Raw genomic sequence first — 20,898 nt, forward strand, 5'->3', positions numbered from 1 at the left:
ATGCTAGCTTGTGGACCGATTGACTTGAAGCTGCCCTACGAGACGGCATTTTCATCCACATGAATGTCAGGAGAGCCTGTTAGCGGTTATGCAATAATGCATGTATGCGGCCAAATAATTGCACGGTAGCGGACACCAAAACTGCACGCACATCGTTGCCCTCCAACTCATTCAAAGTGAAGTATGCGCACATCGGCGAGGGAGTAGCGTAACTTACCGGGATCATCGGTCTCGTCGCTGCCTGTGAGTGTCTTGGAATCGCGCGTTCAAGCTATTACTACCTGGTCGATCCCCCGGTGAGGAAACCAAAGCCAAAGAGGCCGAGTCCGAGGCTGCTAAGCGATGCCGAGCGAGAACACGTTCTCGAGGTCTGTCACTCGGAGCGCTTCTGTGTTGCATCTGTCCGGGATGATTCCAAGCCAGTCGGCACGCAAGAACGCCGGCATTGTCATAGCGGTCATAGCGATCTGGGTAGAACTCTTGGCCCGAAAAGGTAGCACTCGGCGCATGAAGAGCAGAGTCAGCCAATTTAAGCCGCGAAGTTCGGATCAGGGTGTTGGTGTCTATCCCGACAGTCAGTTCGGCCAATCGGAGATACTCGGCCAAATTGAGGTAACGGGTCAACGAGCGAGGCGCTCTAGGAGCTCCTTATCACGCTCGATGAGCTTCTTGGCTCGAGCAGTAAAGTCCTCATCGGCCTTCACTCTTTCGATCTCAGCTTGGAGTGACTCGATAATGACAGAGTTAAGACTCATGTCTTTCACCCGTGCTACGGCTTCCGCCTCGGCGGCCAACTCATCAGGTATCCGCACGGTGGTTTGTTTTGTCATGACATCATGATACCATAGGCTGTCAACTCACGCCGCCCAAGATTGCTGTCAGCTATTTTTAGCCCCTTCTTCACGGCCCCGACAGTAATCGGGAGTGTCGCCGGGCAACAGGTGAACCGATGTGGCCGAAATAGCACACCTTCGACGTTTCTGTGACTGCAACCGAAACCCCCATTACTCGTCGCTACCAGGGATTCTATGCAAGCATATTCCTTGAAACCTGACGCGAAGGTCGTGGAATTGCTCACCAAATGGGACGCTGAACCCCGCTGTCCTTGTCCGAAACCTCACTAAGTCTCAGCAACTGGGCGTTGGTGCGCGAGTGTGCTTCGAAACCTGACACGACGGCAGGTGGTGTTCGAAAGGCTCTGGCATCGCCGGATGGGGAAGTGTTCGGTTGCTTCCGGACACCTGGGCTGACACCTCCCTGCTGGTGATGTGATGGAAGTCGAGCTCGACCGTGCTCCTGGGGAGCTCCGACAATAGACAAGGCGATTCGGCATTTTGGCGGGTCCAAACCCCTCCCCCAATGTCTAGAGCGCGGCCAGTCACACGCACTCAGCTGACAGGGAGGCAGGGGCATGAATAGCCACATCACGGAGCCAGAAGCTACAAGACTACTTGGGCGGGCCCATACAGGGCACTAATCCGCGCGAACACGGGTTGAACCGCCTCCAGTTGTGTAGGGTTCAGTCATCGGCGAGCCGCGTGGTTCACAGACTTCATTTGGACAGCGTTGTCTACTCCATGCCACACTCAGTGAACTGGTTCAATTCGCCGTCCAACCATCGCCTTGATGGTCAATTGGGTGCTGTGGTGCAAGCTCGGTAGCCGCTATCCACTGCGCAAGTGACGTGAGGCACGAAGGGGTGTGAGCGAGTGCCTCGAATTCTCGCGACAGCAATGCGAAATCTATTTCGTCGGTGATGGGCGCCGTTGCCGCGTTCGAAGAGGAGGACTTTCTCGGACGCTCGCTGATCCGGGAGCGCCAGGCGCGGGCATCGACCTTGCGAAGCGCAAGGGCGTTTGATGGGGCCGAGGTGGTCCCTCGATCCGGATGTGTATTCTGTGTCACGCAACACACCCGGCGCTTTTGAAAGAGTGTTCTGCCAAATTATTACACGAGTTCGCGTTGGATCAAGTTGGGGCGAGCATGCCACTTCTGCGATACCGATCGCGACCAGGGCCTGTAGTGGTCAAAAGGTTCGCCAAGTTGGCGCGTAAATTGTCACGTCCTTGGTCAAGGCAAGGTGAACCGGTGTCCGACGCTCAAGTGGATCCGCCCTGTTGCGGCTCCGAGAAGAGCGGTCAATGAACGGCCATGGATTCGTTGAATAGCTAGTCACCACGCGTATGACTGACGTAACGCAACTGATGTGTTAGCATAATGCAACATGAGGATAATTTATCTCCGCAACGTGCCGGACGAGGTAGTCGAACGTCTGGAACGACTGGCTGCCCGTGACCGGATGTCCGTGGCGGCGGTGGCCGTGAGGGAGCTTGAGGAAGTGTCACGCCGGGTGGACAACCTGGTGCTGCTTGACAGTCTCCCGGATCTCGGCGTGGATCCAGCCTCAATTGTCGCCGATCTGGACGCTGAACGCGTCGAGACGTGATCGTTGTAGACGCTTCGGCGGCGGTTTCCGCGCTACTTAACGCTGGCTCTGCTCGTCAGGTGCTCACCGAACAACAGTTGCACGCTCCTCATCTCATCGACTCCGAAATCGCTAACGCGCTTCGCCGTGGGGTAGCTGCCTCGCGAATCGAGCCCAAGGACGCATGGACGGCACTCGATCACTGGAGGCGACTTGGCATGTTGCGCTATCCCAGTTTCCATCTCTTAGGACGTATCTGGGAGCTTCGAGAAAACCTTTCGGCTTATGATGCTTCCTATGTTGCTCTGGCCGAATCACTTGGTTGCGCTTTGCTTACTGCGGACACGAGACTCAGCCATTCTCCAGGAATTCGCTGTCCTATGACCGTTGTTCCGCGATAGCAATGGCCGAGACTGTTGCCGCGAGGAGATCGACGCAATCATCATGGCGTGGACGGACGCTGGGGAGTAGTAGAGGTCAAGCTCGGGGGAGCGCAAATGTTGGCGGGCGTCGAATCGCTGCACACTGTCATCGACCAGATCGGCACCTATGTATTCTGCACTGACCCTCACTACCCGCACATTTACCAAGGAGGCTCGCCTAACTGTTGCAGCAGTCGTGCTGCGTCCGCTCTCGGTGGTGCTTGACAACCCCGATTGAAACAGTTGATTTAGGCGCTAGTCCAGCAGTGCTGGCTTCGATAGCCGGCAGCCACCGAGTATGGAACTCCCCCTGAGAGGCGGGACGCCACTGAATGCTGAGCGTTCGGTGCGGGTCCGCGTGGGCTTGACAGGTATGGCACAGGGTGCTGTCATGCTAGCGACGGGGCTCTATGTGGCGGACGAGTTGGTTCACAGATAACTGGGTCTCCACTTAACTCGGAGTGATTCAAAGTTGTTAAAAGCTGTCATCGTACCGTCTCTCTCCACCCCCGTCTACAAAGCAACTCAGCTCTAAGTCTGCCTCACACTAGCTTGACACGGAGAAATATGAGATGTATTTCATACTGTCAGAAACCGATTTTGAAGGTAGACCTCTATCAGATGGTCAGGGATGGTATTAAAAAAGAAGTACGGGCTGCCTGGGGCCATGTGATAGGGGGTCGATAAACGAGTCCGTAACCCCGGTGGAATTGCTACGAAACGACATCAGAGCCCAGGATGGTGAGCCCGAAAGGCGCGATGATCGAATGGTTGGTTTGGAGAAGTAGATTTCTCACTTACAGCTCCCTGAGCTGCAAGAACGCCTCTCTGTGATGATCGACCTACACGAGGCGTAGACCCAAGGTCACTGCCACGCCGGACTGCGCTTCGTCTCGGGTGGCAAAGCCGATGTCCTCTCCTGGTTCTGCCAGGCTCGGTAGCGTAAGGACAGCCACGGCAAGATGCCATGCGTCCATGGCCCGAAGAGCGTGCTCACGAACGAGGCGAAGAGCACGCTCCTCGATCTCCTTCTGATCAGTGGCGACCACGGTGACCGGACCGTCTGGCCCTAGGTCCCCATCGAGCAGCTCCAAAAGGCCCACCTCGTCGCCTCGCCCGGCCCGAGCCGCACGCACTAGCGCGCCAGAGACCTCAATACGGGTCCATGTGCCGGTGATGAGCCCGATGTCAAGGTCGGCAAGCAGTGACGTCGCCTGGACGTGTCCGGGCTCGTCTACCAAGTAGGCGCGTGCGAGGACCGATGAGTCTAGGTAGACGATCACACCCGCTCGCGGTCCTCGGCCAAGAGTCGGTCAATGACAGGACCGATACCTTTGGTTGACGCGAGGATCTTGTGACGCCTAGGGGTACTCACGACTGGGCTGTGGGTTGTCTGGAGTACTCCCAACGCCATCGCGCGTGCGAACAGCCGGGTCCGCCGGTCGCCCTCGTTGGCGTCGACGGCTGCGTCAAGGATCTCGTTGGCCACGGCGTTGACGCTCCGTCCAGCACGAGCGGCGCGCGCTGTCAATCGGCGGTGGATGTCGTCTGGAACTCTGAGAAGGAGCTGCTTCATACTCTCCATGATATCACTAGATCAGCATGATATCACGAAGATCTGTGGAGAGGCCGCTCTCCGCTTCCAACTTCCCGGAGCTGCCTGTGGCCGGATGAGAGTGCTCGTACTTGGCCGAAACCTCCGCTCTCTCGCTGATGGAGGGCAGCGCGGCACCGGAAATATCTTAGCTATTCCACTCAATCTGAACAGCAAGGATGTTTTAGCTGACCATCGTTTCGGCGGTTAGCGAGGTAACGGGGTCTTACAGCCCTTCGTTCCTCCCAGGATACAAGGCTCATTCAAATATGCAACTGGATGGATAGGACTATCCGGTCTCTCCTTCTCAAGCAACCGGGGATGCACTGCACTTGCTTCCCTCAAGAGCTTGATCAGCTGGTCAAGTGATGGTGTGATGACTTGGGGGACTCGAGCCTTGGGAGGAGATGCCAATAGAGCAACCTAGCTTGGAGGACGGGTCAGTTCTAGCGCGCTGCCTACATGAGTCAGTAACTGATCACTCAAAGTGAACTACTGCCTGACATTATGGCCCGCACAGCGCGAGTGCTTTGTGAGAAAGACCCCAACCCCGCCCATCGTCAGTAACGAGGTGCGGAACAACCGACCACTCAAAGTGGAGATGAAGGAGAAGGCATGGATGGCCGGCACCTGATCGATCTGGAATTAAACCATTGAGCATCTGGTCTACTTTCTGTAGAGATCTTCCGGGAGTCGTCTCACAAACGAAGTGGACCGGGTGCGAGGGGCCTTCCAACGCCCCAGATGGAGTTGTCTCTCAAGATCGAGAGGGCAATAGCCAGTCAACGACGTGACGCTGCGTCACTTTTTGGCGGATTCCGGAAGGCAAAGACCCTGGTAGATATGTATCGTTATGTCTGGGTCAAGCACAGTGGCAACGCCGGCAGGATCTGTTGGCAGGGTTCCCGGAGAACTCTAGCATTGCGCAAACATCACGGAACGCGTCAGAAGTCAAACTCGCGGTTCCTCTCAAATCCTTCAGGGTCAGGCAATCCGTTTCTAGTGGTTTGACTCGGGGGTCTGCAACTATGGAACAATACGGCATTACTGCTATACTGTCAATATGGGTAAGGAGAAGACTTTTGTCACAGTCCAGAGTCGGGGTGTAGTCGCAATTCCACCAGCGATCCGGCGTCACTTAGGCTTGGATCAGGCGGGTGCACAGGTCGAGGTGATCGAGCGCGACGGAGAGATCGTTCTTCGTCCACACTTCGCAGTGCCAATGGACCAGGCCTGGTTCTGGTCCGAGCGTTGGCAGCAACTGGAACGAGAGGCCGACGAAGCCATCGCCTCCGGGCATGTCGCTGACGCTGATGGCATCGACGAACTGCTTGGCGAACTCGATTCGTGAGATTCGAAAGAACCGATCCCTTCAAGGCCGACTACCGACGGCTTTCCGAACAAGAACGCCGGGCCTTTCGCGATGCGGCCCGCCAGTTTAACGTAGCCTGTGACCGATTCGTCGAGACTAAAGGTCGGGCAACGTGGCCAGCCAACCTACGCGTCAAGCCCGTCGTAAACGCTCCGGGTGTCTTCGAGATGACGTGGAGCTTTAGCGGTCCGGACGGTCGGGCAACGTGGCAGTGGATAACCTTGCAAGATGCCAATGGTGAGGTGGTGCCTGGGATACGTTGGCGAAGACTAGGTAGTCACACGATCTTCCGGGAACCGTAAAAGGCGGAGAACGCAGGGCTCCCTGGGGTTCTCGATCTACCTCTCCCGTGGGCCGACCCGGACTGGACGGCCCCCTGTTTTTGATCCACCTCGTATGCGAGCCGACATTTTGTAGGTTATCCTCTGGCAGTCATGCGGTCGCGAACGCCAAGTAGTTTTTGGTAACGTCTACGCGTGGCCAAACCAAAAGCTGCCACATCAAGCTGTCCAATCTACCATCGAAACGATGGACGGTAACAATATCTCTCCTGGTCAGGCTGGGTGGAATAGAGAAGATAGTCTTTGGTGTCTGAAGCGCTCCGAAGAACAACTGTTCCAGCGCTTTTGCGTCCATGCCCTCTGGTAGTGGCCAGCTAATCTCATGCTCTGGGGCCTTCTCTAGGGTACGCTGCCACGCTTGGCCGAGAGACTCCCGTATCCCGACTGATAGCTCTGGCACTCTTGCCCTGCGCAGAGAGGCGCAGGATCTCTTCGATCTTTCTCATTGGTATCCTCCTAGGGGGTGGCATATTTCAGCGAGAATCAGTGGCATATTTCAGCGAGAATACGCATAGATTAGTGGCGTGAGCCAAGTATCAAAGCAGTCGGGAGCTGCGCTGTACCGGCAGGTCGCCGAGGACCTGCTCGCCCGCATCCAACGGGCGGAGCTGCGGCCGGGAGAACGACTGGCGCCCGAGGCGCAGTTGGCGACGCAGTACGGCGTGAACTGGCTCACGATCAGGCGTGCGCTGGAGGATCTCACCCGTGCCGGCAAGGTGCGAACCGAGCACGGGGTCGGCAGCTTGGTTGCCGTCCCCCCGATTCGTCACCGCATCGACGACGGCGCGGCGAGCCTGTCGGAGTCGATGGCCGAGCGCGGACTGACCGTCCGTCACCAGGTGCTGGCGGTCACCCGGCTCGATCAGACCAAGGAGAGCCCATTCCCCGACTTTCCCGGGCCCACGGTCCGGTTCTCCTTCGTCCGCTTGCTCGAGGAGCAGCCGTGGTCAGTCGGGGAAGTAGTGCTGCCGGCGTCCCTGGCGCCCGCGTACTGGGATGGTAGAGCACCAGCGTGTTCGCGGCGATCACCGCCGAACACGGACTGGTAGTCACCCGAGCGGAGCGCGTGTTCGGCGCAAAGCCCGCCGACTCGGACGAGGCGGCACGGCTGAGCGTCCCGGTCGGCTCGGCGCTGCTGGAGCCGCGTGGCTTCAATCTCCGAAACCTCACTACCTCTCACCAACTGGGCGTTGGTGCACGAGTCTGCTTCGCAACCTGATGCGGCGGCAGGTGGTGTCCGAAGGAGTTTGGGGTCGCTGGAAGGGGAAGTGTCCGGTGTAACTATTCAGACCCCCGGCGCCGAGAATCGACTTAGCCAATCTTTGTGGGGAAGCAGCCCCCGGTAGCGGTCCATTGGGTGTATAGGTCCTTCTGGCGTTGCGCGGTCTCGTGCTGCGGCTTCTGCGATAACGCCTAACCGAAGGGTAGAAGACATAATCAGGCTCTGGCCGCGCACGTCGGCGGTGAAGGCTCCCCCGGCTGGACACACGCTAGAAAGTCTTTTAGCTTTGGTGCTGTTGGAAGGCCCCTCTGGAGTGATCCACCTCGTACCCGGTCCGTGAACGTCTATGAGAGCGATGCCTGATAGTCGCGCACCGTGGCAGCTAGGCATGCCCCGATCTGCAGGGTGGCCTGGGCGACCACTTCGAGGGCTGAGTTGCGTAGATCGGGTGAGATCGTTGGTCCGAAGCGTTCAGAATGTAGCGCGGATGCGAGCTCCGCACAAAAGACGAGGACGTTAAAACCCATTCTCTTGCGCTCAGGTGCCTCGAGAGAGGTGGTCCCCAGCAAATCATTGGCCAATTTGGCCCAGATAAGCAGCACCTCGCTATGGGCTTCGGCCATCGAGGGGTGCGAGGCCGATGTCTCCTCCTAAAGAGCCATGACCAAAGTGACCGGGCCGTCTGTGAAATAGACGGGTCCTCTCCCTCGCAGCCAGGTCGGCGACTCAGCTAGCGCTTCCTCGGGTGGAGGCAGCATAAGGGCGTGGTGCTGATACCGGAGTCTGACCGTGCCGGTAGGTGCTGGTCTCCTCCTTGTAGTCATGGTCACCATGGTACCATCACCGGCTGCTAAGTGGTTGGGGGGTCTGAATAGTTACTGTCCGGTTACTTCCAGACGTCTGGGCTGACACATCCCTGCTGGTGATTTGATGGAGGTCGAGCTCGACGGTACTCCTGGCGAGCTCCGACAATAGACAAGGCGATTCGGCATTTTAGCGGGTCCAAACCCCTCCCCCAATGTCCAGAGCGCGGCCGGTTACACGTACTCAGCTGATAGGGAGTCAGAGGCATGAAGGGCATGAATAGGCACAACACGGATGCAGAGGTTGCAAGGCAATTTGGTTGGACCAATACAGGGCGCTATTGATGGCAAGAGCGCATTAGCGCGAGCGAGATCATGGGACGGATCGTTCAGAACAAACCAGGCGGTGCGCAGACTCCTTGGGTTGGAACTTGCGCTCAAAATCGCTCTCGTTGGGCCCCCACAAGCGCTGCCACACGTCGCCCTGGTCACGTCCAAGGATCCGTTCGCGTGCTATTCCCCGAGCAGTGGCTTCGGCGAGTGGTACATCCAACCAGATGCGATAATCCAGATACGGCACAACGTCGGGGTGGAACAGTCCGACCCCTTCTAGGAGCAAGAAACGTTCCATAACCAGATGAGTGGGAACGGTCTCCCATGTCTCCCAGTCGTTGCAACTGTCATATGATAGTTCGCGGACACCGCGGGCCAAGGGCGCGAGCACCTGTCTCACAAGCCGCTCCCGATCGAATCCCTGCCAATCATCGGACCGCAGGAACACCCCGCTCGTACCAAATTCATCAATGGAGATTATCGGCGCAGACAATCGCTCTGCCAGCGTATGGGCGAGGGTTGTCTTCCCGGAGCCGCCATAGCCCGAGATCCCGATTATTGCTGAGGCTCCTGGGAGACCTCGGATAGGTACGAGAATTTCGTCGAGCGAGGGCTCCCACCGCGGGTGGCTGTTGTTCATCACATGTCACTATATCAGACACCTCGTGTCGGTGCTTACTCAGCTTCTTGACGTTGGAGTCCTTGCTCCCGAAGAAGTGGCCAAGGGTTGGGCATTGGCGAAGCGATATCAAGAGAAACTGTTCGCGGTGTGACGTGCGCCGTGATTGGGCACAGCAAAGTGGGAAAATGAGTAGGGAAAGGATGGCGTGACGTCATGACTGTTGGAGAGAAATATAGTTGGCTGACCAACCTAGAGTGTGGTTGAAACTACTCACGATACGGGACACGGTTCTTCCTTCGAACGAGGAGAATATAGGTATGGGAGAAACGCCAAGAACAGAAAACTAGGAATGAGAAGACTCGTCGACGCTTTTGACGACGAATTCAAAAACGACGCGGTGAGACTCGTTGAGAGCGGAAACTTACCTTTGAGGCAGGTAGCCGAGGATCTTGGCATCTCGAAGGCCACCCTGTCCAACTGGGTAGACAAAGCTCGCAAGGAGCGGCGGGATGTGGGGGTGACCCCGGATCTCGCTGCAGAAATCCGTAGGCTCCGCAAGGAGAACGAGCAGCTCAGAATATCCAAAACCTCACTACCCCTCACCAACAGGGGGTCTGTGCACGTATTCTCTTTGATACCTGACGCGGCGGCAGGTGGTGTTCCTAGGGCTGTGGGGTCGTGAGAGCAAGTGCCATGCGGTGACGGAGGTTCGCCCCGACGTTGTCGGCGACTGCAACGATAATGGGTTGTCTCTTCCACTCCACCCTCAACGATCCTAATTGTTTCTTTAACTGACCATCGTTTTGATGGTTCACACCGGCCCTCTTGGCCGCTAGCAGTTGCCGATGCAACTCATTGTTGCAACCAATGGTACCTGCGGTCTCCGCTCTGGAGCAAGCGTTTCAGTCCCTTGACTTTCGCGCCTCACGAGGACTTGACCGTTCCCAGATACTGTCCTTGGCAAACGCGAACTTAGGTGCGCAACCACGACCAAGTAGCAGTCCTTGGACCCACGGGGGTGGGTAAGACCTACGTCGCATGTGCCCTTGGGCACGCGGCCATCCGTCAGGGACACTCGGCTCTGTACCTTCGCTATCCCTGCATGCTCGAAGAACTTGGCATCGCCCGCGGTGACGGAAGACTGGCACGTCTCATGAACGCCGCATCCAAGGTGCAGGTGTTGATACTCGATGACTTTCTCATTCGACCCATCAGTCCAGATGCCGCTAGTGACACCCTAGAGGTGATCGAGGATCGCTATGGACTGCGCTCAACGATTCTCACCTCACAGATGCCAGTCGCCAACTGTCCGGAACCTCATTACCCCTCGCCAACTGGTAGTTGGTACACGAGTTCTCTTCGAAACCTGACGCGGCGGTGGTAAGTGTTCCCCGTGCGATGGGTTCACCGTAGGAGGAATTGACGCTCTCATGTTTGTCAAGTCGAGAGAGTAAGTCGTTTGAGTACCAACTGGGCCTTCAGGGTGAACGCTAGGCAGCCACCTTGTGATTGACCAAAACGTGATACACCTCTCTGGCAACATAACGCTTCAAGCACCGCATTACTTCTCGTTTCGAGAGGCCCTCCGCCAAACGACGGGTCACGTAGGCCTGGGTTCGTTCGTCCATTCGGATGTGGGAGAGAACTACGATGTGCAGTGCAGAGTTTGCCTGACGATTGCCGCCGCGGTTGAGTCGGTGACGGTTGGTCTTACCCGAGGATGCAGGGATGGGGCATGCTCCACACATCATCTGAAAAACTCGCCTCTGAACCAAGGCGTTCTGGGTTGTCGCCTGCAGCCACCAAGAACTCGCCAGCACTATCTACTCCCATCCCGGGAAGTTCGAGCAGTGGTCCTGCTAACTCCTTCACCAGCTTTTCGATGAGCTCATCAAGATCAGCGATCTCGTCGCCTAAGCTCAAGCACGCGTTTGGCCAGTGATTCCGAGCGCAATCTGGGTTGCGATGTCGGGATCGCGGAAACTCTCTCTGGTTGGGCGGGAGGAAGCAAGCTTGCGTAACAGGTGCATCCGGGTCTCACCTCGGTACTGCTCGCGGATCTTGTGAGAGGCGGCAACGATCGTATTGTGCAACTGCTGTAGGGTGGCCCTGCGACACTTGATTGCGGTCTTTCGGGTCGTGCGTAGCACGCGAAGGGCTTCTACCTGCCCACTTCGATCCTTGGCCACCTGAACACGCTGTCCATAGAGGGCAGCGAGGGCCGCTGCGATAGCATCATAGTCATCGCTCTTTCCTTGTGCTCGACGAAGGGACTTGTCCGGTCGAGTGACCTCAAGCGTGGGGATGTCCGCAGCCCCAAGGTACCTGGTAAGGCCAGCTCCATAGCTGCCCGTACATTCGACACCCACGCGAGCGACATCACCAAGAGAACGCATCCATGTGATCAACGACAGGTAGCCGTGGCGGGTGGTGGGAAAGCTCTTGGTCCCAAGCACCTTCCCGGTGTGATCGACAACCGCAGCTACATGCATGTCTTGATGGGTATCTACACCACCAGCTACTTGTCCTTCTTGCAGTGAAGTAACATTCATACTGACTCCTTTGGAATCGGTTAGGATCGGCATCAGCTCTTGGTCGGCGACGGACAAGACAGTAACGGGGCCATATGCCGTGCTCTCATGAGGTCACGTTGTCGGCTGAGGCTGATGCCTTAAGGCCAACTACCCCTGATGGCTGACGAGTCAAGACAATGACAATTACATCGATCCGGGTGAGGGTCAAGCCACCAGGGACAGCTAGCCACCAACTATCTTGGCATGTCTGTCCATTGCAGTGGTGGTTTCATACAAAACAGCTGGCGTACCTATTCTTACTATCCGGATGCTTTCGAGATGCCCTCACTCGACGGACCCCTCAGTGTTTCCGCGGATGTCAGAAGACATGCTCACTCTACACCCGACGCTGCAGACTGCTCTCACGTGCGTGCATGCAAGTTAGAGACCGCCATTGACTGGCGTGGCGCTGGAAAGTTTGGCGAGGTTAAAGATGCTTCTAGGACCGACAACCTCTCACCCCTCCTTGGTTCTGACGGAGTAGCGTGCATCACAGGTGTGGCACAATCCTTCTTGGATGATCAACCTCGCGTGACAGTCTGGCGAATCAGCAGGGCGAACGTCCCCGAAGCGGTGGACGCCGCGGTAGGCATCCGAGTTACACACTGGCTCCGCGTGTTGTTTGGGTGACTCTCAATAACCTTGCCAGTCCACTTATCACCCCACAGAGGTTGAGAGCTAGTTTGTGCAGCCAAAACCGTTCACAGATCTCGGGGCACTCGATTGTTCCCGTGCGGCGCCAGACCGTGGCCTACCATTTTTCAGGCGGTACCCGCGGCTCTGACATTCAGCGGGCTCCTGCATCAGATGCTTGTTCGCCTGACTTACCTGTCAGAATATTTCCCATGATCACAGCGGCGTCGCGATCCCGGGCTTCTAGCAAGTGGCTGTAAACCCTCAGTGTTACAGCTGGGTCCCCATGCCCTAAGCGCGCAGAGACGGTCCGGATGTCAACTCCTGATGCGATCAGCTGGGTGGCACTGAAGTGGCGCAAGGAGTGAAAGTGAAGCTCGGGGTATCCAAGCCCGTCACAGATGCTTCGAAACACCTTTGAGACTGAGTCTGGGTGGAGGGGTGTTGCACCATCTGGTTCCCCAAAGAATACAAAGGGGTTGTCGGCCATCTTCAAAGAGAGCGCTCGGCAAGCTTCGCGGAGCCTTTCTTGCTGGTCTGTGATGTAGTAAAGGGCGGCTGAGTCAAGCGCGACACGGCGTTCTTGGCGCGACTTTGTCGGCCCGAGATAGGTGCCCGACTCGGTGGTATGGCCAAGAGAACGAGAGACATGAAGGCTACCTGCACCGATATCTTCCCAACGCAGGGCACACAACTCCCCTCTTCGCATGCCAGTAAGAGCAGCAAGGGCAATCAAATTCACCCACTGAGGGTGGCGCTTCTTGGCTGCTTCAAGGATGCTGTTGAGCTGAGAGATGCTTGGGGCGACAACAGCCGTACTTCCAAGCTTTGGCGGTGTCGCAAGCAAGGCAACATTGTGCTTGACCCATCCCCATCTCATCGCTTGGTTCAGAGCGCTACGGATGATGGCATGGGTCTGTCGAATGGTTGCCGGAGCCTTCCCCTGGGCGATAAGGGATCGGTAGAGATGGTCGAGATCTAGCGCCCGGAGCTTATGGACGGGGATGGAACCAAGAGCAGGCAGGATGTGGAGTCTGATACGCCACTCATAGCCCTGCACAGTGGTGGGAGAAAGACCCTCCCTTACGATCGCAAACCATTCGTTGACAACCTGTTCGGTGCTTAAGCCCGAACCTGCGGCGAGCAAAGTGGAAGAGTCCTGGACCTTGACAAGAAGCTGCTGTGACTCGTACTGAGCCTTGCGCTTTGTGCCTTTGACGGTCGCCCACTGACGCCGACGCTTACCAGTTGCTGGGTCACGTGGCAACTCCACTGGAAGTTCCCATACACCAGGCTTTTTCTCTCGCAACGACCCTCGCACGAGAACAGACTTAGCTGAGTCTCGGTTTTATGTCAGTCAGGCTGTGCAGGGACACCTCAAATATAGCCTCTGAGCTGGTGGGCCGCCAGGGTCTCGAACCCTGCACCTTGGGATTAAAAGTTACGTACGGAGGTATAAGGAGAACATCTCTTGACATATAAGAGCAGCTCGGAGCGTCAGGAATTTGCCAATCGACATATCCGAACATACCTTAAGGCACAAAAATGTGGGCAGAAATGTGGGCAGGCCTTAGGGGAACCAAAGAGGCTCGAAGTGCGCAGTGGGAGAGAGCGCAAACTGGGCGAGTCGAGGAGTCGGGCGTGCCTGAGATGTTGTCGCTGCCGACTCCGAAGAAAGAAGGCATTGCCAACGTAATTGTCACCAAGTGGTTGCCATACTGGCTTGTCGTACGGACAGATACCGTACAATGATATTATGAGAAAGACCGAACGCATCGAGGTGCGCGTTTCTAGTGAAGACAAGAACGCTATCGTAGCCGCGGCAGCCATCGAGCACACCACACCTACTGAGTTCGTACGGACCGCTGTGCTCAACCAGATCTACCGCGTCCAAGCACGCTCTGATCGTACCATGATGTCAGCCGAGCAGTTCGACGCGCTTGTCGCCGCGCTCGATGTTCCAGACGATACCCCCAACCTGGCGCGGGCATTCGCACACGAGCGGTGCTTCGTTCAGCGTTGAAGGTCCAATACGACTCGGTTGCCCTGTCAGGCGGCCACGACGTGGCTGGTTTCGATTGCGGCGTCGCATCTCTGAACATGTGGCTCGCCGAGCGGGCACTTCGGGCTCAGCAAGCGGGCACCGCACGTACATTTGTGTGGGTCGATGCCAAGGTGCCAGAGAAGGTCTGGGCGTATTTTTCACTGGCACCGACCGAGGTGTCCCGCGATGTGCTCTCGCGCGGCCAATCCTCTGGATACACCACCGTGCCTAGTTACCTTTTGGCAAGATTGGCGTTGCATACTGGGCTTCACGGGCTCGGCCTTGGCGGGCAGGTGCTCATAGACGCCCTGAGCCGTGCCGCAGCGGCATCTGAAGTTGGAGGGGGTCGGCTGATCGTTGTGGATGCGCTCGATGATGCTGCAGCCAATTTCTACCGCCACTATGACTTCACGCCAGTTAAGGGTGACCCCCGTCGGCTTGTCTTGAAGATTGCCAGCGTCCGCAAGCTTCTCGAAGATGCGGATACGAATATCCCACCACCCCGATAGCCGGTTGCGACATGGAGTGGTGCGGCACCACGGTACGTTGTGAATATACCGAACGACGCATAAGCTCTGTCGAGAACCTTCCAGGGGTCACGAGCGTCGTTGTTGGTGATGGTGAGCTCCTGGCGCAGGTGACGGGAGGTGCTGCCGTTGTCCCTGAACTGCTCAAGGCTCTTCATCCCGCCGACATCGCCATCTCCTCTCTGAGCCTGAGTGAGGCAATTCTCGATGATGTTTTCCTATCTGCAACTGGCCGCTCGCTCAGAGATGGCTCATCTGCCCTGTCTACGAAAAGGAGCCACCAATGAAAGGAACGCGAGACACGTACTTGCTTGCGAGGCGTTACGCACTCCAACTTTTGCGCAACCCTGCCTGGGTATTCGTTGGACTCTCGACGCCGCTGTTATACCTTGCCCTATTTACCCCTTTGCTACGGGGCCTGCCTGGCGTTGCGGGGCACAGCACCATGCCGTGCTGGATGAATTCCTCCCCGGTATTCTGGCCTTGCTCGCCTTCTCCTCGGGCATTGGGCCGGGCTTTACTGTCATCTTTGAGCTCCAATCCGGTCTCATTGAACGCCTCCGCGTAACGCCGACTGCTCGACTCGCGCTGCTGGCGGGGCCAATCCTTGCCAATGTGGTTGCGATGTTCGTCTTTGACGCGCTCTTGATCGTTGTCGGGATGCTTTTTGGCTTTCAACTCCATCTTGGACTCTTGATTGTGGCCGTGCTGGCCGGGCTCCTCGCAGCGACAGTTACAGCGTTTTCCATGGGACTCGCGCTCAGAAGCGGAGGAGAGATCCAAGGTTTTGCCGCAGTCGTCAACGGCATCAATCTGCCAGTGCTGCTCTTAGGCGGAGTCCTGCTTCCTCTCGCTATCGGCCCCCTTTGGTTGAGAGTGCTTGGACACTTTGACCCCCTCTACTATCTGGTGAATGCCGCACGCTCGCTCGCAGAGGGGCACTTGGCCACAACTTCTACTTGGCAGGCCTTTGCGGTACTGGTTCCCCTCTGTGCGATCACCGTCTTTTGGGCAGCGAGGACCTATCAGAAGGCAGTCGCATGATGGCAGGTTCCACGCACTGAAACGGGGGCACCCTGAGGTTTGCTGCCGCGCTGTCAACCACGAGCTCCACTCGGAAGAGTCGAAAAAGACCCAGTTGCCGTAAGGGGGTTAGCTGCTCACGTACATGATCGGCACTCCGGCATGGCTTCCAATGTCTCGGAGAGTGATGGCTTCTAGCCCGCCCATCAGCGCTCGGGCGTTTGCCCTGGTGGTTCGCCAGATTGTTACGCGAGTTGGAGGTTGATCATCGGCGAAGGATTGCGCCACATTTGGGACTTGCGCTATTTCGCCAGGTCCAAAGAAGCACGAGAGTTGTTGTGGCGCAACGACTACCCTGACCTACCCAAGTTGTCTAGCGCCGTGCCCTTTCTTGGTGCTGGTTGACTTGCAAGCAAGCGCGCCAGGAAGGTCTGCGGCATTGGGTGGAAGCTCGAGGAATGTTGGACCTCTTGGGTATCTTGCCGAGAGAATAGCGAACGGGCAAGATGAAGACTCCTAGATTTCAACCCCGCGGATGGGGAGGCATTGTTCCCGCTTTGCTGGGGTTGCCTCGAGTCGACGATCTCGCGATTGAAGGTCGAGTAACGGGCGGGTCACATTGCGAGTGGCTGTGCGACACTCCCCTCTGGGGGGGCCGCGCTTGGTTTGATTGAGAAGCACCAGGTCCGAGTGTCGCCGGTACTACACGGTGGCGACATTCCTTACGTTCCTCGAAGAGGGCGCCGAGAAAAACTCGAAGGCGTCGATACATGGACTCTCGACTCATCGGCGGTCTGGCCTACTCGCCCCACCCTCGACGCAGAACTCGTTGCCCTCAGGATCAGCCATTACGACCCATCCCCCAGGCTCCACCGAGCGTCGATCCTCGACGATCGTCGCGCCAAGGGCCTCCAGGCGGGCTACCTCTTGTGCCTGAGATCCACCCTCTGGTAGGACGTCAAGATGGAGTTGGTTCTTAGTCTGCTTGGTTTCAGCTACCTTGACGAACACCAGCCTGACGCAACCTACCTCGCGTTCACCAACAAGCCAGAAGGGATTTCCAGGCATGTCCACGAAGGATCGTGGCTAAGAGGTGACAGCGCTCCAGAACCTCGCTTGTGATTCGCTGTCCGTACAGTCGAACGTCACGTTGAGGATCGAGCTGTTCATCGCTTTGCTGTCGCTGAGTCTCTCGCTGTCATGGGTTCATGATAGCAGACGGTCACTGTTGGTTCGAGAGGAAGACAGTGACCAGCAGCGTTGGTGTAGCTGGCACTCTCGTAGTTGTATCAGTTACCAGGTGAGGACCCTACCGAGAGCAGTTGGACCACATTATCAGCCCATCGTCTACACAAATATATCCTCCCCTTGAAGATCACCGTTCCAAGCTCGCAGATCTCCACAGGAACTCGGAGGACGATTTCAAACGTTGGGTTAGGCTGGCTCCGTTGGAGCTGATGGGTGTATCAAGATAAGTTGGGGGCAAATCGTGGATGTTGTTCTTGTAGCCGGGATGTGGCTCGACGGGTCTGCCTGGAGTGCCGTCGTTTCGGTACTAGAAGTCCTCGGACACCGTCCGGTAGCTCTGAACTTGTCGGGCCAGAGCAGTGGAGCTGGTCCCGCATCCCTCGACGATCAAGTGGAGGCGGTAGTCGCCGCCTTGGACGCAGTTACCAGCCCTGTGCTGATCGTCGGTCACTCCGCAGCCGCTACCCTTGCGTGGATGGCGGCAGACGCCCGACCCGACAAGGTAGCCCGAGTGGTGATGATCGGCAGCTTTCCCTCTGGCGACGGCGGAGCCTACAACGATGCATTCCCAGTAGTGGAGGGAGTCGTACCTTTCCCTGGCTGGGATGCGTTCGACCGCTCAGTCGTTGTCGACCTCGATGACAAACAGCGATCCTCTATCGAAGCGAGGGTCGTCTCCGTGCCCGGAGCCGTGTTCACAGGTATTGTTCCTCTACAGAATGACAAGCATTTCGAGGTTCCCGTGACCGTTGTCTGTCCGGAGTTCTCTCCGGCCCAGGCGAAAGAGTGGGTCGATAGCGGCGCGTTACCGGAGCTTGCCCGAGTCCGTCGTGTGGAGCTTGCTGATATCGACTCGGGACATTGGCCGATGTTTACCCGGCCCGTCGAGCTCGCCGAGTTGTCGGGGGCTGCGGCAGATGCCTGAACCGAGTGCAGATGCTGTTGTTGGTCCGGTGAACTATACAGTAAGGCGGCTCGAGTCGGCCACATGGAACGAGTTCGCTGATCTCGTCGAGCGCAACAACGGGATATACGGAGGATGCTGGTGCGCCGGCAACCACACCGAGTACCAACGCGGCATTAGCGATCCTCGTACCCTCAAGGAACAACTCGTCCGGGACGGGCGCGCCCATGCAGCGCTGGTGTTTGACCGCGAAGGTCGTGCACAGGGCTGGTGCCAGTACGGAGCCGCCCACGAGCTCGATTTGAAACACTCTCGCGAGTACCGCAAAGACCCACCACCGTCTGCCAAGTGGCGCATCGCCTGTATCTTCGTAGACAAGCGCCATCGCGGTGAGGGCATCGCCCGAATTGCACTTGCGGGGGCGCTTGGCGAGATCGCGGTCCGTGGAGGTGGGCTCGTTGAGGCGATTTCAGAGACAACTACCGGGCGCCAAGCCCAGAGTCGTTTTCTCTTTAGCGGCACCGTCGAGCTCTTTGAAACCCTTGGCTTCTCCCGGGTCCGCCAGGTAGGCAAGCATGCTTGGATCGTTAGCCGGATGGTCGACTCCATTTTGACGTAGGTTAAGAGCCACTTAGCCCCACTATCCGAAATCTCACTACCATTTATCACCAGGGAAATTGTATCGGTGTTCCCAATGAAACCCGACGCGACGTCAGCAGTAGAAGTGTAGGCACCACACGCCGGATGATGGTCTTGCACCAGGAGCCTGAGATGGTCTCGAGTACAATCAGCGTCGATGAGCGCTAATAACCAGAGGCACCGTAGGTTACCCTGTACTCGGCGTCGCATAACCGTGTAAATTAACATCCTGGTCGAGACGCTTGCCGACAGCCAGGGGCTCCTCGATGACCACCCTATTTGGTCCGTCGTCACCCTCCTCGCGGCCGCCACTTCCAAGACAGGGGAGGGGGCGACGTACACGCCGAACCCACGGACACCGCCCAACTCGACCGCCAGATGCCCGACTTCCTCGCCAGACTTGAACAGGTGTTGTGCTCGACGCAGAAGACCCTCGCCTCGATCGAAGCTCGCTTAGCCAGACTGGAAGCCCGAAGTTCAAATCCCACATCATGGAGAAAAGCTGATGAGTCCACTCCTTGTCAACCAAACGGATGACATACCAACAATGTTTGCCCAAAACGCGTAGCGACCTTTGACCAGATGCGCTATGGTAAGAACCAGTTGCTGACGATAGATGCAGTAACTCCAGAACACGGGAGGGAAACATGAAACTGGGAACATTGGTTCGGGGGGGCTATCGTAGCTGCTAGCGCGATGCTGACGAGTGTGAGTATAGGTATGGGGTTGACGGCCAATGAGACCGCGACGATCACAACACCTAAATCGGGAGTTCTAGCTAGTGGCGCAGGAGCGGTACGCCTAATCCAACCAGAACTCTGGAAAGGAAGGACTTGTGAGACGGTGAGTGATCCTTATTTCGGGGATAGCGGTCAGATCTGTGGTACACTGAATGGCAATGATGCGTTGGCGGACCTCTACTGGCAGATGCTCGTGACCTTTCAATCATATAGCGGTGGAATGAGCAGGCTTTCGTTGATGGACGCTGGCGTGTATGACAGTGTCACTGGTTCGGATTTATCTACAATCGGCTACACATCAGTGAAATTGAACGGAAATACCTCAGCGTTTATCAGTACTCCCTGGTTTTACGGTACATCGTTGCAACGCTACCAAGGTTATACCGAAGCCCCATGCATGTTTTGGCAGAACGGTGGGATTGCGTGTGTCTCGGGTAATCTCTATACTCAACCAATTCAGTTTTACTAGACCGTTGGCGAGCGGAAATTGTCCCCTGGCAATCTACAAGTAAACATCTGAGCTAGGGGCGCGGGTCGGAACTCACCGGACCTGCATAAGTATGCATGATCCATGTTTTGAATTGGGACAGGTCCACTAATATCTGCATATAAGTACGAGTAATGGTATGCTTCTGCAGGATTTGGGGTTCCGACCTACGCCCCTAGCAATCGCGAACAGTCCCATGGAGCGATAGCCATGTTGCTGTGCAGATACGGCCTTGATTCTCGGTAGGTCCGGGAAAGCAGGTCAGGATAGGAGGGTCTGTATGTGTACTGTTGGTCCCACGGGGCAAGACCCCGAGTTGAATGCCGCACTTGAGAAGATGATTATCATTGGTCGGAACTTAGATGTGCATACATCATTGGATGTCGACATCGACAATCTTACCGCAATGCAGCAACGCCACTTTGGGCGCACAGACGATGCCTACTTTGCCTACCGACGTAGCCACAGTCGCGAGGCGAGGGTACTTAAGGTACTCGCGCCAATTTGGTTCATTTCCAAACCGATTGCATTCTTATTGGGACATCGCGAAGAAAATGCCCACACGGTCAGTGATACCTTGGGCCTTTTGAGGGAGGTGGATATCCACATCCCCCGCGACGCGATGATGATTCGTGTCCACACTGCAAGCGGTGCGTCCGCATTCTTTTCGATCTACTCTGGGTACCAGCAGTCCTGGGAAGTGAACCGGCTCTATGATTTTGCTCACTTTCTCATCTTTCCGAAAGCATACGCTATAAGTATCGGGCTCTCGTTCACCGGTGGCGCATATTCTGAAGACGGAGAAACCTACACCGCTAACTTTTCTTCCCTCCCTTTGGGTGAGGAACCAAGTCTTACGGTGGCAAGTCGCCGTTGGTGGGCGGGTCACAATCTATTGATTCCCTATGCTTACCGAGTCCGAGCTGTTTTCGACAATCGTGCATAT

24 protein-coding genes and 1 pseudogene are annotated in these 20,898 nt (G+C 56.8%); 15 read left to right on the top strand and 10 right to left on the bottom strand.

Annotation, left to right across the window (positions count from 1 at the left end; genetic code table 11):
* Positions 1–620: 620 nt before the first annotated feature.
* Together M7Q83_RS11840 and M7Q83_RS11845 are read right to left on the bottom strand one after the other, a co-directional pair.
* Complete coding sequence (locus M7Q83_RS11840; protein WP_298339038.1) at positions 621–830, bottom strand: YlcI/YnfO family protein; 210 nt, start codon at positions 828–830, stop codon at positions 621–623.
* Between the two features lie 769 nt (positions 831–1,599).
* A complete protein-coding gene (locus M7Q83_RS11845) occupies positions 1,600–1,905 on the bottom strand; it encodes a hypothetical protein (protein WP_298339041.1) in 306 nt (101 codons plus the stop codon).
* A gap of 319 nt (positions 1,906–2,224) precedes the next feature.
* Here M7Q83_RS11845 and M7Q83_RS11850 point away from each other — a divergent pair, with 319 nt between their 5' ends.
* Positions 2,225–2,446: a hypothetical protein gene (locus tag M7Q83_RS11850; RefSeq protein ID WP_298339044.1), complete on the top strand. Its 222-nt coding sequence runs from the start codon at positions 2,225–2,227 to the stop codon at positions 2,444–2,446.
* On the top strand, positions 2,443–2,826 hold the full coding sequence (locus tag M7Q83_RS11855) for a type II toxin-antitoxin system VapC family toxin (protein WP_298339047.1): 384 nt from the start codon (positions 2,443–2,445) through the stop codon (positions 2,824–2,826). The genes M7Q83_RS11850 and M7Q83_RS11855 overlap by 4 nt, the downstream gene beginning before the upstream one ends.
* Before the next feature lie 863 nt (positions 2,827–3,689).
* Here M7Q83_RS11855 and M7Q83_RS11860 read toward each other — a convergent pair.
* Entirely contained in the window at positions 3,690–4,130 is a 441-nt protein-coding gene (locus tag M7Q83_RS11860; RefSeq protein ID WP_298339051.1) for a type II toxin-antitoxin system VapC family toxin, read from the bottom strand.
* Positions 4,127–4,423: a toxin-antitoxin system HicB family antitoxin gene (locus M7Q83_RS11865; RefSeq protein ID WP_298339054.1), complete on the bottom strand. Its 297-nt coding sequence runs from the start codon at positions 4,421–4,423 to the stop codon at positions 4,127–4,129. Before M7Q83_RS11865 ends, M7Q83_RS11860 begins: the two co-directional genes overlap by 4 nt.
* A 1,081-nt stretch (positions 4,424–5,504) precedes the next feature.
* Here M7Q83_RS11865 and M7Q83_RS11870 point away from each other — a divergent pair.
* The gene (locus M7Q83_RS11870; RefSeq protein ID WP_298339057.1) at positions 5,505–5,792 is read left to right on the top strand and encodes an AbrB/MazE/SpoVT family DNA-binding domain-containing protein; all 288 of its coding nucleotides are present in this window, start codon (positions 5,505–5,507) and stop codon (positions 5,790–5,792) included.
* A gap of 682 nt (positions 5,793–6,474) precedes the next feature.
* On the opposite strand, the gene M7Q83_RS11875 is transcribed toward M7Q83_RS11870, so the two are convergent.
* Positions 6,475–6,600, bottom strand: a complete 126-nt coding sequence (locus M7Q83_RS11875; protein WP_298339060.1) for a helix-turn-helix domain-containing protein — start codon at positions 6,598–6,600, stop codon at positions 6,475–6,477.
* Between the two features lie 78 nt (positions 6,601–6,678).
* Here M7Q83_RS11875 and M7Q83_RS11880 point away from each other — a divergent pair, with 78 nt between their 5' ends.
* A complete protein-coding gene (locus M7Q83_RS11880) occupies positions 6,679–7,203 on the top strand; it encodes a GntR family transcriptional regulator (RefSeq protein WP_298339063.1) in 525 nt (174 codons plus the stop codon).
* A 17-nt stretch (positions 7,204–7,220) separates the two neighbouring features.
* On the top strand, positions 7,221–7,373 hold the full coding sequence (locus tag M7Q83_RS14360) for a hypothetical protein (protein ID WP_366526412.1): 153 nt from the start codon (positions 7,221–7,223) through the stop codon (positions 7,371–7,373).
* Between the two features lie 347 nt (positions 7,374–7,720).
* Here M7Q83_RS14360 and M7Q83_RS11885 read toward each other — a convergent pair whose 3' ends face one another.
* Positions 7,721–7,999, bottom strand: coding sequence for a hypothetical protein (locus tag M7Q83_RS11885; RefSeq protein WP_298339066.1), 279 nt, complete (start codon positions 7,997–7,999; stop codon positions 7,721–7,723).
* Between the two features lie 553 nt (positions 8,000–8,552).
* Complete coding sequence (locus M7Q83_RS11890) at positions 8,553–9,152, bottom strand: hypothetical protein (RefSeq protein WP_298339068.1); 600 nt, start codon at positions 9,150–9,152, stop codon at positions 8,553–8,555.
* Between the two features lie 331 nt (positions 9,153–9,483).
* On the opposite strand from M7Q83_RS11890, the gene M7Q83_RS11895 reads away from it, so the two are divergent.
* Positions 9,484–9,816: a transposase gene (locus M7Q83_RS11895; protein WP_298339071.1), complete on the top strand. Its 333-nt coding sequence runs from the start codon at positions 9,484–9,486 to the stop codon at positions 9,814–9,816.
* 294 nt (positions 9,817–10,110) lie between these two features.
* A complete protein-coding gene (locus M7Q83_RS11900) occupies positions 10,111–10,518 on the top strand; it encodes an ATP-binding protein (protein WP_298339074.1) in 408 nt (135 codons plus the stop codon).
* A 106-nt stretch (positions 10,519–10,624) separates the two neighbouring features.
* On the opposite strand, the pseudogene M7Q83_RS11905 reads toward M7Q83_RS11900, so the two are convergent.
* Both M7Q83_RS11905 and M7Q83_RS11910 read right to left on the bottom strand, forming a co-directional pair.
* A pseudogene (locus M7Q83_RS11905) lies at positions 10,625–11,686 on the bottom strand (IS110 family transposase).
* An 808-nt stretch (positions 11,687–12,494) separates the two neighbouring features.
* The gene (locus tag M7Q83_RS11910) at positions 12,495–13,613 is read right to left on the bottom strand and encodes a site-specific integrase (RefSeq protein WP_298339077.1); all 1,119 of its coding nucleotides are present in this window, start codon (positions 13,611–13,613) and stop codon (positions 12,495–12,497) included.
* A 483-nt stretch (positions 13,614–14,096) separates the two neighbouring features.
* Between M7Q83_RS11910 and M7Q83_RS11915 the strand changes: the two genes are divergently transcribed.
* From M7Q83_RS11915 to M7Q83_RS11930, 4 genes are all read left to right on the top strand, one after another.
* Entirely contained in the window at positions 14,097–14,363 is a 267-nt protein-coding gene (locus M7Q83_RS11915; protein ID WP_298339079.1) for a DUF1778 domain-containing protein, read from the top strand.
* 41 nt (positions 14,364–14,404) lie between these two features.
* Entirely contained in the window at positions 14,405–14,893 is a 489-nt protein-coding gene (locus M7Q83_RS11920; RefSeq protein WP_298339081.1) for a hypothetical protein, read from the top strand.
* 11 nt (positions 14,894–14,904) lie between these two features.
* Complete coding sequence (locus M7Q83_RS11925) at positions 14,905–15,198, top strand: DUF4162 domain-containing protein (RefSeq protein ID WP_298339083.1); 294 nt, start codon at positions 14,905–14,907, stop codon at positions 15,196–15,198.
* Between the two features lie 163 nt (positions 15,199–15,361).
* On the top strand, positions 15,362–15,955 hold the full coding sequence (locus M7Q83_RS11930) for an ABC transporter permease (RefSeq protein WP_298339086.1): 594 nt from the start codon (positions 15,362–15,364) through the stop codon (positions 15,953–15,955).
* A 762-nt stretch (positions 15,956–16,717) separates the two neighbouring features.
* Here M7Q83_RS11930 and M7Q83_RS11935 read toward each other — a convergent pair.
* The gene (locus M7Q83_RS11935) at positions 16,718–17,002 is read right to left on the bottom strand and encodes a VOC family protein (RefSeq protein ID WP_298339115.1); all 285 of its coding nucleotides are present in this window, start codon (positions 17,000–17,002) and stop codon (positions 16,718–16,720) included.
* Between the two features lie 421 nt (positions 17,003–17,423).
* Here M7Q83_RS11935 and M7Q83_RS11940 point away from each other — a divergent pair, with 421 nt between their 5' ends.
* The 4 genes from M7Q83_RS11940 to M7Q83_RS11955 all read left to right on the top strand — a co-directional run.
* Positions 17,424–18,107 carry an alpha/beta hydrolase gene (locus M7Q83_RS11940; RefSeq protein WP_298339090.1) on the top strand — a complete coding sequence of 228 codons (684 nt, stop codon included), beginning with the start codon at positions 17,424–17,426 and terminating at the stop codon, positions 18,105–18,107.
* Entirely contained in the window at positions 18,100–18,705 is a 606-nt protein-coding gene (locus M7Q83_RS11945; RefSeq protein ID WP_298339093.1) for a GNAT family N-acetyltransferase, read from the top strand. Before M7Q83_RS11940 ends, M7Q83_RS11945 begins: the two co-directional genes overlap by 8 nt.
* An 863-nt stretch (positions 18,706–19,568) precedes the next feature.
* Positions 19,569–19,934, top strand: coding sequence for a hypothetical protein (locus M7Q83_RS11950; protein ID WP_298339096.1), 366 nt, complete (start codon positions 19,569–19,571; stop codon positions 19,932–19,934).
* Positions 19,935–20,232: 298 nt separating this feature from the next.
* The coding region (locus tag M7Q83_RS11955; protein WP_298339099.1) for a hypothetical protein at positions 20,233–20,898 on the top strand (666 nt) is incomplete at its 3' end.

The sequence above is a fragment of the Ferrimicrobium sp. genome, from assembly GCF_027364955.1.
In the GTDB taxonomy this organism is placed as follows: domain Bacteria; phylum Actinomycetota; class Acidimicrobiia; order Acidimicrobiales; family Acidimicrobiaceae; genus Ferrimicrobium.

What these genes read in the sequence shown, in the direction of transcription:
- M7Q83_RS11840 (WP_298339038.1), bottom strand. Translation starts at nt 830, where the DNA reads ATGACAAAACAAACCACCGTGCGGATACCTGATGAGTTGGCCGCCGAG.
- M7Q83_RS11850 (WP_298339044.1), top strand. Translation starts at nt 2,225, where the DNA reads ATGAGGATAATTTATCTCCGCAACGTGCCGGACGAGGTAGTCGAACGT.
- M7Q83_RS11865 (WP_298339054.1), bottom strand. Translation starts at nt 4,423, where the DNA reads ATGAAGCAGCTCCTTCTCAGAGTTCCAGACGACATCCACCGCCGATTG.
- M7Q83_RS11870 (WP_298339057.1), top strand. Translation starts at nt 5,505, where the DNA reads ATGGGTAAGGAGAAGACTTTTGTCACAGTCCAGAGTCGGGGTGTAGTC.
- M7Q83_RS11875 (WP_298339060.1), bottom strand. Translation starts at nt 6,600, where the DNA reads ATGAGAAAGATCGAAGAGATCCTGCGCCTCTCTGCGCAGGGCAAGAGT.
- M7Q83_RS11885 (WP_298339066.1), bottom strand. Translation starts at nt 7,999, where the DNA reads ATGGCCGAAGCCCATAGCGAGGTGCTGCTTATCTGGGCCAAATTGGCC.
- M7Q83_RS11890 (WP_298339068.1), bottom strand. Translation starts at nt 9,152, where the DNA reads ATGAACAACAGCCACCCGCGGTGGGAGCCCTCGCTCGACGAAATTCTC.
- M7Q83_RS11895 (WP_298339071.1), top strand. Translation starts at nt 9,484, where the DNA reads ATGAGAAGACTCGTCGACGCTTTTGACGACGAATTCAAAAACGACGCG.
- M7Q83_RS11915 (WP_298339079.1), top strand. Translation starts at nt 14,097, where the DNA reads ATGAGAAAGACCGAACGCATCGAGGTGCGCGTTTCTAGTGAAGACAAG.
- M7Q83_RS11925 (WP_298339083.1), top strand. Translation starts at nt 14,905, where the DNA reads ATGGAGTGGTGCGGCACCACGGTACGTTGTGAATATACCGAACGACGC.
- M7Q83_RS11935 (WP_298339115.1), bottom strand. Translation starts at nt 17,002, where the DNA reads ATGCCTGGAAATCCCTTCTGGCTTGTTGGTGAACGCGAGGTAGGTTGC.
- M7Q83_RS11945 (WP_298339093.1), top strand. Translation starts at nt 18,100, where the DNA reads ATGCCTGAACCGAGTGCAGATGCTGTTGTTGGTCCGGTGAACTATACA.